The 14273-nt window shown below is 38.6% G+C and carries 15 protein-coding genes and 1 tRNA gene; 8 read left to right on the forward strand and 8 right to left on the reverse strand.

Annotated features, from left to right (window positions below; all coding sequences use genetic code 11):
- Positions 1–64 precede the first annotated feature (64 nt).
- On the reverse strand, positions 65–808 hold the full coding sequence (gene prpE, locus ASE01S_RS11025) for a bis(5'-nucleosyl)-tetraphosphatase PrpE (protein ID WP_067842084.1): 744 nt from the start codon (positions 806–808) through the stop codon (positions 65–67).
- A 166-nt stretch (positions 809–974) separates the two neighbouring features.
- On the opposite strand from prpE, the gene mgtE reads away from it, so the two are divergent.
- The 3 genes from mgtE (at position 975) to ASE01S_RS11040 (ending at position 4527) form a co-directional block, all read left to right on the forward strand.
- Complete coding sequence (gene mgtE, locus ASE01S_RS11030) at positions 975–2336, forward strand: magnesium transporter (RefSeq protein ID WP_067842087.1); 1362 nt, start codon at positions 975–977, stop codon at positions 2334–2336.
- Between the two features lie 200 nt (positions 2337–2536).
- Positions 2537–3316 (forward strand): enoyl-ACP reductase FabI, encoded by a 780-nt coding sequence (gene fabI, locus ASE01S_RS11035; RefSeq protein WP_083512116.1) that lies wholly within the window; start codon positions 2537–2539, stop codon positions 3314–3316.
- Positions 3317–4014: 698 nt separating this feature from the next.
- Positions 4015–4527 (forward strand): CotO family spore coat protein, encoded by a 513-nt coding sequence (locus tag ASE01S_RS11040; protein ID WP_067842089.1) that lies wholly within the window; start codon positions 4015–4017, stop codon positions 4525–4527.
- Positions 4528–4586: 59 nt separating this feature from the next.
- Here ASE01S_RS11040 and ASE01S_RS11045 read toward each other — a convergent pair whose 3' ends face one another.
- Positions 4587–5042, reverse strand: coding sequence for a CotY/CotZ family spore coat protein (locus ASE01S_RS11045; RefSeq protein ID WP_067842091.1), 456 nt, complete (start codon positions 5040–5042; stop codon positions 4587–4589).
- A 172-nt stretch (positions 5043–5214) separates the two neighbouring features.
- Here ASE01S_RS11045 and ASE01S_RS11050 point away from each other — a divergent pair, with 172 nt between their 5' ends.
- The 3 genes from ASE01S_RS11050 to ASE01S_RS11055 are packed head-to-tail and all read left to right on the forward strand — an operon-like array spanning position 5215 to position 5973.
- Entirely contained in the window at positions 5215–5463 is a 249-nt protein-coding gene (locus tag ASE01S_RS11050) for a hypothetical protein (RefSeq protein ID WP_067842093.1), read from the forward strand.
- Between the two features lie 11 nt (positions 5464–5474).
- Complete coding sequence (locus ASE01S_RS15845; RefSeq protein ID WP_157065203.1) at positions 5475–5645, forward strand: hypothetical protein; 171 nt, start codon at positions 5475–5477, stop codon at positions 5643–5645.
- A 43-nt stretch (positions 5646–5688) separates the two neighbouring features.
- The gene (locus ASE01S_RS11055) at positions 5689–5973 is read left to right on the forward strand and encodes a hypothetical protein (RefSeq protein WP_067842095.1); all 285 of its coding nucleotides are present in this window, start codon (positions 5689–5691) and stop codon (positions 5971–5973) included.
- A gap of 393 nt (positions 5974–6366) precedes the next feature.
- Here the strand turns inward: ASE01S_RS11055 and ASE01S_RS11060 are convergent, their stop codons facing one another.
- Positions 6367–7041 carry a DUF421 domain-containing protein gene (locus ASE01S_RS11060; RefSeq protein WP_067842097.1) on the reverse strand — a complete coding sequence of 225 codons (675 nt, stop codon included), beginning with the start codon at positions 7039–7041 and terminating at the stop codon, positions 6367–6369.
- A gap of 55 nt (positions 7042–7096) precedes the next feature.
- Positions 7097–7525, reverse strand: a complete 429-nt coding sequence (locus tag ASE01S_RS11065; protein WP_067842098.1) for a GNAT family N-acetyltransferase — start codon at positions 7523–7525, stop codon at positions 7097–7099.
- Between the two features lie 274 nt (positions 7526–7799).
- On the opposite strand from ASE01S_RS11065, the gene ASE01S_RS11070 reads away from it, so the two are divergent.
- Positions 7800–9548 (forward strand): methyl-accepting chemotaxis protein, encoded by a 1749-nt coding sequence (locus ASE01S_RS11070; protein WP_067842100.1) that lies wholly within the window; start codon positions 7800–7802, stop codon positions 9546–9548.
- Between the two features lie 133 nt (positions 9549–9681).
- Here ASE01S_RS11070 and ftsW read toward each other — a convergent pair whose 3' ends face one another.
- Both ftsW and rodA read right to left on the reverse strand, forming a co-directional pair.
- Positions 9682–10803, reverse strand: coding sequence for a putative lipid II flippase FtsW (gene ftsW / locus ASE01S_RS11075; protein WP_067842102.1), 1122 nt, complete (start codon positions 10801–10803; stop codon positions 9682–9684).
- 12 nt (positions 10804–10815) lie between these two features.
- Complete coding sequence (gene rodA, locus ASE01S_RS11080) at positions 10816–11985, reverse strand: rod shape-determining protein RodA (RefSeq protein ID WP_067842104.1); 1170 nt, start codon at positions 11983–11985, stop codon at positions 10816–10818.
- 564 nt (positions 11986–12549) lie between these two features.
- Here rodA and ASE01S_RS11085 point away from each other — a divergent pair.
- Positions 12550–12621: transfer RNA gene (locus ASE01S_RS11085), tRNA-Val, on the forward strand.
- A gap of 130 nt (positions 12622–12751) precedes the next feature.
- Here the strand turns inward: ASE01S_RS11085 and ASE01S_RS11090 are convergent.
- Together ASE01S_RS11090 and ASE01S_RS11095 are read right to left on the reverse strand one after the other, a co-directional pair.
- On the reverse strand, positions 12752–13141 hold the full coding sequence (locus ASE01S_RS11090; RefSeq protein WP_067842107.1) for a DUF3887 domain-containing protein: 390 nt from the start codon (positions 13139–13141) through the stop codon (positions 12752–12754).
- A gap of 17 nt (positions 13142–13158) precedes the next feature.
- Positions 13159–14160 (reverse strand): alpha/beta hydrolase family protein, encoded by a 1002-nt coding sequence (locus tag ASE01S_RS11095; RefSeq protein ID WP_067842110.1) that lies wholly within the window; start codon positions 14158–14160, stop codon positions 13159–13161.
- Between the last annotated feature and the right edge of the window lie 113 nt (positions 14161–14273).

The following is a 14273-nucleotide window of genomic DNA, read 5'->3' on the forward strand; positions in this document are numbered from 1 at the left end:
GTTATTTACCATCATCGTTGGTTCATGCCCTCTTGCTCGTAGGCAATACGATTGTTATGCATAGTCATGAGGTAAATGATGTGAATTTTTCAGGCTGAAAGGGCTGGCTCGAATCGACAAACTGGATCGTTTGTTCAGGTAGCTGAAACGCGGCTAATTTGTTTCCAAAGACACAGCCTAAATCAATGTTAATGGTTTTGTTAATCAATCGTGGCTCTAGCACAGGAGTATGTCCGTAAATAATCCAAAAATCACCACGATAGCTTTTGGCCCAGTCACGTCGTATCGGTCGACCATCAGCATGGGTCTCGCCTGTTGTGTCACCATATAAAACAAATGATTGAACTTTTTTGTTATTCAATCCTATCAACTCAGCCTTAATTCCCGCATGAGCAATAATAGCATTAAGTGACTTGAGCTTTAAATACAATGGTGCCTGTTCATATAATTGAACAAAATTAGCTTTAACTAGCTTTTTTTGTTGACTCGATAAATTAAGATATTCTTCGACAGTTGTTTCCAAGCCGTGGCGAATTTGGACATTATTCCCCAGGAAATAACGATATAATTTATTACAATGATTGCCGGGGACATAATCAGCAATCTGATCGATCAGCACTAATTGGTGGACAAGCTTTATCGTCGATATGGAGTCTGGACCTCGATCTGTAATATCACCGACAAAAACAAGTCTACGATGATCAGGATGCACGTAACGATTCTTTACTTTTTGATAACCAAGCTTAGAGAGCAATGCTTTTAATTCATCGTAGCAACCATGTACATCACCGATTACATCTACCTTCATGTGAAATCTCCTTTATTGTTTTAGTGTTAGTTTAACATAGAAAGCCTCTGTCATGCATGTTCGTGTAGTGATTGATTAAATTGGGTATAGCTTTAAAGAAGGATGTTTGCAATTGATTATAATGGTGCTAAAATGGTTTTAGCTTAAGCTGAAGGGTTGATGGTCGATGGATAAACGAGAGAACGAAGTACAGGCTCATATAAGAGAAAAGATTGAACAAGCTTTACATGAAGAACAGATTGATCTGTTTAGGTCAGACTTCTTGGAGATGCATCCGTATGATCAAGCGGAATTTTATCAAACACAAAATCAAGAATTTAGATATTTAATTTATAGTTATCTGGCTCCTGAAGAAATGGCAGATGTTATTGAACATGTTGAAAAAGAACAGGTTGGTCATTTTATTGTCGAAATGACTCCTACATATGCTGCACAGGTTTTAGCGAAGATGGCAACAGATGATGCTGTCGATATTTTAAATGATTTAGATAAGAATAAAGTAGCTAGCTATTTGACAATAATGCCAAAAGAATCAGCAGAAGAGATCAAAGCTTTACTGCATTACGAGGAAAAAACAGCTGGTAGTATTATGACAACAGAATTTGTCGTTGTCGCTTCAGATATGACGGTAAAGGAAGCGATGCGTCATTTACGTAAAGAGGCACCAGAAGCTGAGACGATTTATTACATTTATGTGGTAGATCAAGACCAAAGACTTGTCGGTGTTATTTCCTTACGTGATTTAATTATTGCTGAGGGGGCATTTACCATTGAAGACGTAATGAGTGATCGAGTGGTTTCGGTTTCTGTTGGGGATGATCAAGCAGATGTTGCTCAGATGGTAAGAGATTATGACTTTCTGGCCTTACCCGTGGTTGATTTTCAGAATCATTTACTTGGAATTATAACTGTCGATGATATTATGGACGTTATGGAGGAAGAGGCAAGTGATGATTATTCAAAGCTAGCAGGTGTTGATGTTGACTCCGTTGATAATAATCCTATACTAGCAGCTAAAAAGCGTTTACCCTGGCTTATTATTTTATTATTTCTGGGCTTATTTACAGCTAGTATAATTGCACGCTTTGAAGAAACACTTGATCAAGTCGCTTTACTAGCCATTTTTATTCCTTTAATTGCAGGGATGGCAGGGAATACTGGAACTCAAGCCTTGGCTGTTGCTGTTCGCGGGATTGCAACTGGAGAATTTCAAAAGCAAGGCATTGTGAAAATCATCATGCGTGAAGCTACGACAGGTCTAATTACCGGCATGACCTGTGGACTTGTGATATGGGGGATTATTTATATTTGGCAGGGGACATTATTCCTTGGTTTTCTTGTCGGTCTTTCTATTACGGCTACTTTATTTGTTGCAACCATCTCCGGTGCACTTGTTCCATTAATCATGAATCATTTTAAAATTGATCCGGCAGTGGCATCAGGACCTTTTATTACAACGATAAATGATATTATTTCTGTAACAATCTACTTTGGTATGGCAACAGCCTTTATGCGATTTTTGTTATAAGAAGCGATATTTTGTTTGATAGGTTATCAAAAGGAAAAAAGCTTGTTTTAAACTCGTCAACAGCAAGGTGCTAGCATTTTGTTAATTGGTAAGCTTCGGAGAGAAGTCAAGCCAAAAATTAAGTTGTATTTTGGATAAAAATAAGCTAATATAGTATCAGGTACTAATAACAAGTCATAACATTATTGGAGGCTATAATTGTGAATTTCTCATTAGAAGGTAAACGCTATGTTATCATGGGAGTTGCTAATAAAAGAAGTCTTGCCTGGGGTATTGCCAAAGCCTTACACGAAGTAGGAGCACAGTTGATTTTCACTTATGCAAATGAACGTTTTGCTAAACCAGTAAAAGAGCTTGCGGCAACACTAGAAGGTCAAAAAGCTTTATTTTATCAATGTGATGTAACGAGTGACCAAGCCATCACCGAAACATTTGCTACTATTCAAGCAGATGTCGGCACTATTCATGGTGTGGCACACTGTATTGCTTTTGCAAACAAAGAAGAACTAAGAGGTGAATTTATTGAGACCTCGCGTGATGGTTATTTGCTTGCGCAAAATATCAGTGCTTACTCTTTAGTGGCCGTTACACGAGAGGCTGAGAAGCTTATGACTGAAGGCGGCAGTATCATCACCTTGACCTATTTAGGTGGTGAACGAGTAGTTCCCAACTACAATGTCATGGGCGTTGCTAAAGCTAGCTTAGATGCGAGTATGAAGTACTTAGCCAATGACTTAGGTAAAAGAAATATTCGTGTTAACGCCATCTCAGCTGGTCCAATTCGTACCTTGTCAGCAAAAGGGGTAGGTGATTTTAATTCAATCTTAAAAGACATTGAAGAAAATGCCCCATTACGCCGAACAGTGACGCAAGAGGATATCGGTTCAACTGCTTACTATTTATTAAGTGATCTATCAAGTGGAGTAACCGGTGAAATTATTCATGTTGATTCTGGTTACAGCATTTTAGGATTAATTTAACTTCATTCAGCAGAAGTCTGCCACAAGTGGTGAGATAAATGCCTACTTGTTTCCCATTCAGTGTGGATACAATCCCTGGCTGAATCAAGCTAAAGCTCCCGGCGGATGCCAAAGATTTTCTGAAGGAATTTAGCGCAGTGTAACTGGCTGGGGCTGCGATTACTCGCCCCATCGAATGGCTTTTGTAAGCCTCCCACTACAAGAAATAAGGTAACGCGTCATGTCTAAGTGGGAGGTCCAACAGCCAGTAACGGCCCGATTGGTTCAACTAACGTTCAGTAGGGGAGAGAGGAAGCTGACTAAGTTCGCACGTCGTGTCGCAACGTCTGCACGAGCACACCCTGTGCGTTGCCCCCCCACTGAACGAAGTTTTACTTTATTTATTGAGCTAGGAAAAAACAATATCTAGTCCCTCCTTTTTTGATTATGCAGAAAGGAAGAGCGTGATATTCTTTGAGCTCTTGAGTCCGTATGATAGGATCAGAGATTCTTAAACACAAGCAAAATGTACTAGGGATCAGGTTGCTCTAATGGCTTCGTTGATTATTTACTGCCCCTTCGGTTCTAAAATGAATTTCTTCGACCAAACCGTCCTTCTGTTTATCAATCTACTAAATAACTCAAGGGTTATATCGCTAGAAAATTAGGCACATCTCCTTTTACATAAACATATATTAAGTATGAAGGAGGCGTATGATATGCGATCAAGACCTATTATGTACATTAATCAACCAGATATTAAAGCACCTCAAGCTAAAATGCAACAGGAGTACCATTCCTCTGAACAGAAGACAAAGCCACAGCCCAAACCAAAAGCTAAACGTTCCAAACCGAGACGCACGTTGCGAGATTTTCCTAAAACAGATCGGATAGAAGCAGAAGTTGAGACGAGCAAAAACGATATTCAGACAAATGAGGAAGACACCGAATTAAACGCAGATAGTGAGAGTGCAGTAGCTGATAATACCCAAGAAAAAAATAGAAAATTTGAAGATATGTCACAGCTAGAAAAAGTGGAATACTTAAGTCGATCATCGAGGTTTTTACCTAAGTTAACCTGCCAACTCATCGTAGCTGGAGAGAAGCACCAGGGTAAAATTATCAAATTTGAGGATAATCAGGTCACCTTAGAAGCGAATACAGTGCCAAGAATAAGAAAATTCATGCTTGATACGATCGAGGAAATCAAATTAACCGGGTTTGACCGATAATCTCATTTGAGATAAGTAAAAAAACGACTCCACGTTTAAGTTGGAGTCGTTTTTGCGAATTAGCTTAACGCGTTGATAGCTGGTAAGCATGTGATATGGCAGAAGCAATCTACACTTACTGTAACACAGACGCCTGTTCCTCTTAATCGTTTTGTATCTTGATCTACAGGTGATTTAGGATCATCTTTTTGATCGCTTGGATCACGTAGTAGCTCTAAAATTGCACAATTGTCTTTGTCAATGCACTTTACTCTGAAAAAGAAGCTGCCGAATACGTCGCCAATACGATTAGTGCGTGCCCCAAAAGCCTTAAATGGTTTACAGTCCTTACAATAGAGAATAATTGGAACTGTATCTAAGTCAGTAGCTGGAGATGTTTTGCCGAGTAAATCTCTAATTGACCGTTCACAGCTAGTATCACAGTCACAATCGTCGAGGTTGTTTTGGGCATCCTCTATTTCACGTAAAATATCAGAAACGCAATTACCTGATTTAAATTTTTCCCCACAAGACATAGTATTTTACTCCTTTCAATTAATGTTTGACCTTATTGTCACTTATAGATTATGTCGGAATCCAATAGCTGTGTGGGCTTCCAATAAAAATTCTTTCCACACGCACCTTTTGGGTAAATGATCATAGACTAATAGCGACTTCATTCTCGTAAATAAAGGAGTGATATTTAAGATGGCAGAGGAGAAGAAAGTAATTAAAGTAAATGATTTAATTATTCAAGCTGAGCATGTTCATTTTGAGCCAACGGGAAGAGAGGGACGCCCAGAAGGACGCCCGTTTGATCCAATCTTTGGACGTCGTCCGCCAGCACCTGAGCCCGCCGATGCTCCAGACTCAGAAGAGCCTAAGCAAGAAGCAGAAGACGCTAAAGAAGAAGATGCCCCTCAACCAGAACGTCGACGTCCTTTCTCCTGGTTATAAGTGTGATCAACATGGATCACATGCGAATTATAAAAAATCTAGCAATAATTGAAAAGAACTTAGTTAAATATGAGCATTATTTTAGACGGCCCGAGCAGAAGGTGGTTCCCTATATAGATATAATTGAGCAAGAAATGCGCCAATTTGCTGATGCTTTTCAAGGTTGGGATTTGGATGCATAGGCTACAGAGCAAACGGGTATAGATAAATAAAGGAGGACTCAAAATGGGATATCTTCTACCAATTGAAAATTATCAGGCCCAAAGTGTCCAAACTCGATTGCTTCAGTATGAGCAAGATCATAATCGTAGACCTATTGAACGTATTTATCCCATCAAGTCTGTTCAAAACATAAATGTGAAATTACATCATCAGACACTGCATCAGCATCGGCAATTGGAAAAAAAGCTTGGTCTAAGTGCTAAATCAGCAAAGCAAAGACTAGGGGAAAATACTAAGCTATACGCCCAAATTACTGGTATAGGTGAACAGATTGACTGTTCAATTTAACCTCATTTAGCAGAAATCGCCCATTTCTATAAGTGGAGATGAATTCCATTCAGTAGAGGGGCAACTCCGGCTGAATTAAGTTAAAGCCTCCGGCGGATGGCAGAGACTTTCAGCAGAAATAAACGATCCAAGCTCGATAAAGTTAAACTTGTTCAGTGGGGGTTTTTTTTCCATCCCCCACTGAACGTTAGTTGAACCAATCGGGCGGCTCTCCCACTTAGAAATGACGTGTTCCCTTATTTCTTGAAGTGGGAGTCTTACAAAAGCCCTTCGATGGGACGAGTAATCGCAGCCCCAACCAGTTACACTGCGATTAAGTCTGGACGCCACACCATTTGATTTTAGAGTCAGTGGAGAAGTGCTTGTTAGTCTTTAGGTTTAAAAAAAAGCCACTTACATTGTTTGAATGTAAAGTGGCTCATTTTCTATATACTCCGCATAAAATATTTGTTTGTAACTAGAGATATTTTGACTGTTTAGTTGCTGATTTAACCAATCTTGATCACGATTGATTTCAGCTAAATTATCGTATATAATCTCTCCATCATTAATTAAAGTTATCGGTAGGACAACCTCTTTCGGTGATAAATTTAAGTCACGTCTTGTTGGTTGTTGTTCATCTGTTTTCTTTAAAACAGATACTGTACCATCAGTTTCTAGAATTGCATAATCAACTTCTTGAATAGAGAATACATCTTTTAATCTTAACATATGAAGTAATTGGTTAATGTCTAACCTGTTTTTTTTCATTTCCTCTCGTTGAAGTTCTCCTTTGTGGATAACAATGGAAGGCATCCCTTCAATAAGAGCGCGTGTTCCCTTATATTTTTGGCTTAACCATTCTGTTAAATACAAAAGGCCCCCCCATAATATAACAGCAAAACCAATATGGGTAATACCAACCTGATCATCATAAAGAGCGTTGCCGACTAATTCACCTAAAACAAGTGCAGAAATGAAATCAAAAGCCGTTAATTGACGAATTTGGGTTTTACCTAAAAGTTTTGTCATAATAAACAGTACAATAAACCCAAATAATGTTTCAACAAAAATTGAACCAAAATGCATAGAGTTTCCCCCCTATCAGTAAAACAGCTTCGACTGAAAAGGAGGAAAATATACGTTATTTCAATAATTTCTCCATTTTAATATGCTCAATGTTTGCCTCATAAAAAGGTTCCGATACAGCTTCATAGCCAAGAGATTGATAGAAGGCTTGTGCCTGTGTCTGAGCATGTAAAGTCGCTACTACTCCTTGGTGAGAACCAATAATCGATTCTATTGCAAGCATTAATTGCTTGCCGTAACCCTGACCACGATATGGCTTCAAAATAGCAACGCGCTGAATTTTTCCTTTATTTTGGTCAATAAAGCATACCCTTGCGACAGCGATGGCCTTCTGATCAAGATAACCAACGATATGTAAGGCAGTTTGATCATAGTGATCGTGTTCAATCTCTGGTGAGACACCCTGTTCATCAATAAAAACTTGATCACGTATGGATAGAGCTGTTTTAATTTGTTGCTCTGTCTTTGCTTCTATTACTTTCATTATAAACCTTTCCCCCACGTTAATTGTGTCTTTGTTTTTGTTACATTATAGCATCTTTTTTAGAGGCAATTCAAAGTATCACATCTCAATGTTGGCCGCTTTTCACGTATCTAAAAGCATACGCTCCGATGCTCCAACCATCGCCTCGACCAGTTTACTTCTAATTTAGCGATCCCTGAACATATATTTTTAGTTAAAAAGTAATAACTCTGTCTCTTTTACTCTAATGCTTGTATGATTTTGTCGATATAAGTAGTAAAGGGGGGGAGAAATATTGAAAAAGAAGAACATCTTCAATTCAATTTCTACAAAATTAATTCTTATCGTAACTATACTAATTTTGTTTACTGGAGCAGTAGTAGGGGGTGCCGGTTACTTTATTGCAAGACAGCAGCTATTAGAAGCGGGTAAAAGTGATTTAAAAAGTATTGTCGATGGCTCAATGGCTGTGCTTGAATTGTTACACAATGAAGTAGAGTCAGGAGATTTAACACTCAATGAGGCCCAAGAGCAAGCACGATATATTTTAAATGGACCACTTGGTGAAGATGGGACATACCAATTTCTTGAATCACAGTTCTCATATAAAGAAGAGGGATATTTACTCGTCTTTGATCAAGATTATGTGTTACAGCTTCATCCAACTAGGCTAGGGAATGCACCTGATAATGATCATACTCAAACTAACCGAGAAATGATGGTAGAGGCAGCTCATGCAGACACTCTGGATGATCAGTATGTCCTTTATTCGGATCGTCAAACTGATGGTTCCTTTCGGGATAAGGTGGCTTATATGCAATATTTTGAGCCGTGGGATTGGGCGATTGGAATTGCAGTTTTCCAAGATGAATTCTATGAAGATTTAGGAATATTACAAACGGCAATCTTTACTCTTACTGGGGTTATTGTTGCTTTAAGTTCAGTTCTCTTTTATATTTTAGTGAAAAAACGGATCGCTTTACTTAAAGAGGTCGCACAAGTAGCGACTAACATAGCTGATGGTCATATTAGCCAAACAGAATTAAGCACACCTTCTGATGAGATTGGACAGTTAGCTGATGCATTTAATCGAATGTCAAGTCAGCTTCATGACATGATTGTGAAGATAAAGGCATCCAGTCAACATTTACTGCAATCTGCCACCGATTTATCAGCTGTTTCAGAAGAAAGTTCAGCAAGTAGTCAAGAAGTGGGACATGCTATTAATGAGATTGCAGCTGGAACACAAGCGCAAGCCACTGATTTGGAGAATATTAATGAACGGGTTGAACAATTAACCAGTGCTATTGCAGCCATGCATCGCCAAAGTGATAAAATGGAGGAAATAACCAAAAGTACTGCAAGTTACTCTAATGAAGGAAGTGAAATCATTGAACGCTTGCAACATTCTAATGCAGAGTCACTCAAGGCATCTCAAAAAATTAGCCAAGACATTAAAGCGTTAAATAATAAAGTACAGGAAATCACAGCAGTAATGGAAACAATTGAAAGTATTGCAGAAGAAACAAATTTATTAGCCTTAAATGCGAGTATTGAAGCTGCACGTGCTGGCGAACACGGCAAAGGATTCTCAGTAGTAGCAGAAGAAATTCGTAAGTTAGCAGAACAGTCGAAGCAAGCAACACATCAAGTCCAAAATGTGGTTTCATCTATCGTCAACGAGACAGCATCCACTGTTGGAGCTGTAGAAGGAACCATGAAGATAGCAGAAGAACTAAGCTCAGATGTTATTCGGACACAAAGTAAATTTGGGCAGCTCTCGTTATCGATTAAAGAAAGTGTCAGCTCACTTGACGAGATAAAAAGAGAAGTAACTGAGGTCACTAACCATAATCAAGATATAAGTGAAGCGGTAGAAAGTGCATCAAGTGTATCAGAACAGACCGCGGCATCAGTTGAAGAAATTACGGCATCACTTGATGAACAGTTACGAGTAATGTCCGAAATTGCAAACTCAGCTGAAGCACTTACAAGACTAAATCAGGAACTGCAAGAAATGGTGGACAGCTACACTACTGAGTAGTGAATCCTAATAATCTCCCTCAAAAAAGCTAGAGGGAGATATCGTGGAGCAAAGCTTCTTAATTAGCTGTAGTAGTCCTTTATAAATCAAATAACTAGCAGAACAAAGGCATAGCAGCGTCAATTTGACGCTGCTATGCCTTTGTATTTGTATATGTGATTGGACGACGACCAGAGACGTTAACTAAGATGCCAAGTGATAGGAGGGTAAACACGAGTGATGTTCCCCCATAGCTGATTAGCGGTAGTGGTATCCCCGTAATAGGGAGTAATCCACTCACTGCACCAAGATTAAAAACAGCTTGGATCGTGATTTGAAAGGTCACCCCTAAAGCTAGAAGCTTTAAATAAACGGACTCAACTTCTTTTGAGATTTGAATACCACGATATAAAATAAAGAGGTAACCACAAATTACAAAAATAACACCGAGAAGTCCTAGTTCTTCAACAACGACCGCCATGATAAAGTCGGTATGCGCTTCTGGCAAATACCCTAGCTTCTGGACACCGTTACCTAGTCCGTTACCAGTTAGACCTCCTGTCGCAATCGATATATAGGAATTAATTAATTGATAACCATCCCCACTCGGGTCATCAAATGTACTTAAAAAAGTTGTTAATCGTTCAAGACGGTAAGGCTGTGACACAGCAAAAAAAGCAATACCCCCAATTCCAATTGATGCCAATAACAAAATATGATGAAAGCGAACCCCACTAAAAACAACAATTAATCCACAAATTAATAGAATATGTGTAGCTGTTCCTAAATCAGGTTGCTTTAAGATTAACAAAAACACAGCACCAAGAATAAGGAGGGGAGGAAGTACCCCTTTTTTAAATTGATCAATATAGGGTTGTTTTTTGGCATAGATATAGGAAAAGTATATGATCATAAATACTTTAACAATTTCAGACGGTTGAAAGACCATTGGACCAATTGCGATCCAACGACGTGCCTCATTTCGCAACACACCTATTTGCGGAAATAACACTGCAACTAACAATACGATTGACAATAGGATTAGGATTGGACTTAATTGCCCCAGTGTTTTTAATGAGACAAACGATACAATAATAAAGATTAGCACCCCGATTAGTAAATAAATCAGTTGTCTTGTAAAAAAGTAACTCCCATTATCATATCTCAAAGTCCCTAATGTGTAGCTGGCACTGTAAATCATAACCAATCCAAAAATTGCCATAGCGAGAATAGCTATAATTAAGCCATAGTCAAACTTTTTTAAGCGATTTTTCATAGGCTAGACTCCTTAACGAATCGTTTCATCATTACTAAACATGTATTCTTTTGTCCTTAAGTGGACACTCGTCACCAGTCCTATCGCCATCATATTCGTGAGGAGAGAGCTTCCACCATAACTGACAAACGGTAAGGCTAATCCAGTAACTGGCATTAGTCCAAGTGTCATCCCTATATTTTGGAAAATTTGAAAAGCAAATAAGCCAATAATTCCTATACAGATGTAGACGCCAAATAATGAATTGGCGTGAAAAGCAATGGTAATAATCCGATAGATTAACAAGAAAAAGAGAATAACTAATAGACTAGTTCCAATAAAACCGAATTCCTCACCGATAACGGCAAAGATAAAATCAGTTTGTGCCTCTGGAACACGTCCACTTTGAACTTGAAAGCCTTGGGTAAAGCCTGATCCTGTTAACTGGCCTGCTCCAATCCCAAGTAATGCCTGTTGCGTCTGATAACTATAGCCACTAGAGTGGGCCGTTGGATCTAACCAGCCAAGGATACGTGCTAACTGATGATCGGCAATAATTTTTGTGAAAATCTCGAAGTGATTAAAGTATAGATAGACTAATGTTCCTATACCAGTTAATCCCATCGTGATTAATGTCATAACCATCTTAAGTGAAATACTTGAAGTAAAGATAAGCGCGAAAACGGTAAAAATAATCATTAAGGCTGTACCAAGATCAGGCTGCTTAAGAATTAAAAACAACGGAATTGCCGTATAGGCACCAATCTTTAACGTGATGGGAATACTTTCACGAAAGCTTAAGCGATATTTCCCGGCCTTTGCTAATATTGTTGAAATGTGAAGGACAAGGAATATCTTCATAAATTCTGATGGCTGAAGTTCGATGTATTTAAGGTTAATCCAGCGCTCAGCCCCATTTCGTCCGACCCCCAGTGGTGAAAAAGGAACCATCAATAGCATAATGATTCCAAGAATATAAAAGACAAGTGTCCATCGCTCTAATAGCTCAAAGTCAAAATAAGCGATTACAGCCATAACAATCAGGCTGATTCCAAAGAACATAATTTGACGTTTTATATAAGTGGTTGGATCATGGCTCGCATATTGCCCAGAGCCACTGTAAATGGCAAATAAACCAAAAATCACTAAACAGCCAATTAAAAAGAGCATTGTATAATCAATAGGTAGTTTCTTTTGTTGCATATATTTATCCTCATTTTCTTAGAAATATTAAATGGTAATTTTTGATAAACCAAATCTATAAAAGTAGCGTTCAATAAATTGTCGAATTTAGCAGCTAACCACCGTAGAGTTCAGCTGCTTATCGCAGTGTAACTGGCTGGGGCTGCGATTACTTGCCCCATCGAAGGGCTTTTGTAAGCCTCCCACTTCAAGAAATAAGGGGACACGTCATGTCTAAGTGGGAGATCCAACAGCCAGTAACGGCCCGGTCGGTTCAACTAACGTTCAGTAAGGGGCGAGAGGACGCTGATTAAGTTCGCGACGTCGTGTCGCAACGTCTGCACGAGCACATCCTATCCGTCGAAACCCCCACTGAACGAAGTTTCACTTTATCATTCAGTGATATTTTAGTAATCTCAAAAAGTCTAACTCTATCATATCAAAAAAACAACGAAATTGTTAATGAAAATAAATCCTTTCATAACAAAATCACTTGACGTTTAGTTAAGATCGATATATAGTAATAACACATTCTTATTTAATTGACGCAATAAAAGTGTAAAAGGTTTCTTTAACTAATTTTATGACTCTGTAGCTCAGCGGGAGAGCACTTGCTTGACAGGCAAGGGGTCGGTGGTTCGATCCCACTCAGGGTCACTCATAAAAAACGCTCAGTCCTTTTTGTTGGATTTGAGCGTTTTTGGTTTGGATTAAAACTTAAAATTATCGATTATCAATTTGATCATGATCATTAGATGAAAGACTTGCACATTTAAGGATTTATGCTCTAATGAATGTAGAAGCCGGCAATTAGTGATTGCTGGTCAAAGCTAATCACAAATGTGACCTGCCCATCTTCAAAGTGACCATCTAATAATACCACATTATAGCCATCCATTTCGGTAATTTCCGTTACAGTATAGTGATCAAAATCGCCCATTTCTGTCGTCAATTGTTGCCAAAGTAAATTTAATGTTTCGGCCGGTATCTCAGTAGCCATTGTTTCATCAAAAAATTCAACCGCTGCTTCATAATTGGCTAAGCTGAGCTGATCAATAAAATTCCCCGCTAAGGTACTTAGCTGGTCATCTTGATTAATAGGTTCCTCGCTTTCTTGATTACAGCCGACTAAGACGATGATCATAGTTAACAGGATGATCGGAAAGCTTCTGTACATAAATATCTCCTCCACTATTAATGATTTAAAATCCAATTTGCTATATCGTCCAATACCTGTGGATCTATTTCGCCTTCTTCTTGGTACTCTTCAATTGTACCAATGTTTTCTCCCTGAGAACGAACAAAAAAATGATTAAGATCAGGATAGGTTATTAAACGGGCCTGTGGATTATCCTTTAAAAGCTCCTGATATAATCCAAAGTCTTTTTCGATATTTACTTGAAAATCATTCTCTCCTTGAAGTACTAGTAGAGGGATAGTTGCGTTTTGTAAGGCTTCTTGTGAGTTGAACTGATCCATTTCTTTAAAGTAATAAGCTGGTATACCAAAGATCGTTTCAGACTTGATCACTTCAATCGGTGTGTCCGCTAATGCGAGAGCTTTTTGATACTCATCGTCTATTTGATTTTTGTGTAGTTGATATAGAACACTGTCAGAATCCATCTCAGCTAAAGCAGCCTGGTTTTGGTCGTAAATAATTTCCCATAATGAACGAGGTGATCCGGCCATAATTATAAGCCCTGCAAAATCATTGTCAGCCGTAGCGTTTATGCGAGGAGCCAGCATACCTCCTTGACTATGTCCGATCAGATAGATTTGTTCTTTATCAAAGCGCTTATCCTTTTGAAGTAATTCAGCTGCCAACAAAGCATCAGTTATTGTTTCAGTCTCAACAGTGAAATCAGTTATGCTGTTATGATCAAAACCGTCGGCATAAGTGTATGTTCGTTTATCATAACGAAGTGATGCAATGCCTTTTTGAGCTAGACCATGGGCGATATCCTTGAAAATATGATAAGCAAATACATTTTGATCACGATCACTTGGTCCTGATCCATGAACTAAAAGCACTACTGGTCCTGGCTCGGACCATTGCGTTGGGATCGTTAAAGTCCCACCGAGTTCGTAGGGTGTGTCCACACCAACAGTTACTTCTTCTTCATGATATTGATCTGCTGAACAACTTACGAGTAAGAACAGAACTATAACCGTCATAGTACTAACAAATGTCTTCATCGAATCCCCCTTTTTCCTATGGTTTAACTATACCAGTTGAAGATTTTTAACAAAAGACACCTAATTATATTTTTGATTTTGTCCAAAAAGCATGTTAATATTAAAGAGCTTAA

Source organism: Amphibacillus sediminis NBRC 103570, from assembly GCF_001552275.1.
In the GTDB taxonomy this organism is placed as follows: Bacteria; Bacillota; Bacilli; order Bacillales; family Amphibacillaceae; genus Amphibacillus_B; species Amphibacillus_B sediminis.

Bases quoted from the DNA above. Each gene is read 5' to 3' on its own strand.
- prpE (WP_067842084.1), bottom strand. From the start codon at position 808: ATGAAGGTAGATGTAATCGGTGATGTACATGGTTGCTACGATGAATTA.
- mgtE (WP_067842087.1), top strand. From the start codon at position 975: ATGGATAAACGAGAGAACGAAGTACAGGCTCATATAAGAGAAAAGATT.
- ASE01S_RS11040 (WP_067842089.1), top strand. From the start codon at position 4,015: ATGCGATCAAGACCTATTATGTACATTAATCAACCAGATATTAAAGCA.
- ASE01S_RS11045 (WP_067842091.1), bottom strand. From the start codon at position 5,042: ATGTCTTGTGGGGAAAAATTTAAATCAGGTAATTGCGTTTCTGATATT.
- ASE01S_RS11050 (WP_067842093.1), top strand. From the start codon at position 5,215: ATGGCAGAGGAGAAGAAAGTAATTAAAGTAAATGATTTAATTATTCAA.
- ASE01S_RS15845 (WP_157065203.1), top strand. From the start codon at position 5,475: ATGGATCACATGCGAATTATAAAAAATCTAGCAATAATTGAAAAGAAC.
- ASE01S_RS11055 (WP_067842095.1), top strand. From the start codon at position 5,689: ATGGGATATCTTCTACCAATTGAAAATTATCAGGCCCAAAGTGTCCAA.
- ASE01S_RS11060 (WP_067842097.1), bottom strand. From the start codon at position 7,041: ATGCATTTTGGTTCAATTTTTGTTGAAACATTATTTGGGTTTATTGTA.
- ASE01S_RS11065 (WP_067842098.1), bottom strand. From the start codon at position 7,525: ATGAAAGTAATAGAAGCAAAGACAGAGCAACAAATTAAAACAGCTCTA.
- ftsW (WP_067842102.1), bottom strand. From the start codon at position 10,803: ATGAAAAATCGCTTAAAAAAGTTTGACTATGGCTTAATTATAGCTATT.
- rodA (WP_067842104.1), bottom strand. From the start codon at position 11,985: ATGCAACAAAAGAAACTACCTATTGATTATACAATGCTCTTTTTAATT.
- ASE01S_RS11090 (WP_067842107.1), bottom strand. From the start codon at position 13,141: ATGTACAGAAGCTTTCCGATCATCCTGTTAACTATGATCATCGTCTTA.
- ASE01S_RS11095 (WP_067842110.1), bottom strand. From the start codon at position 14,160: ATGAAGACATTTGTTAGTACTATGACGGTTATAGTTCTGTTCTTACTC.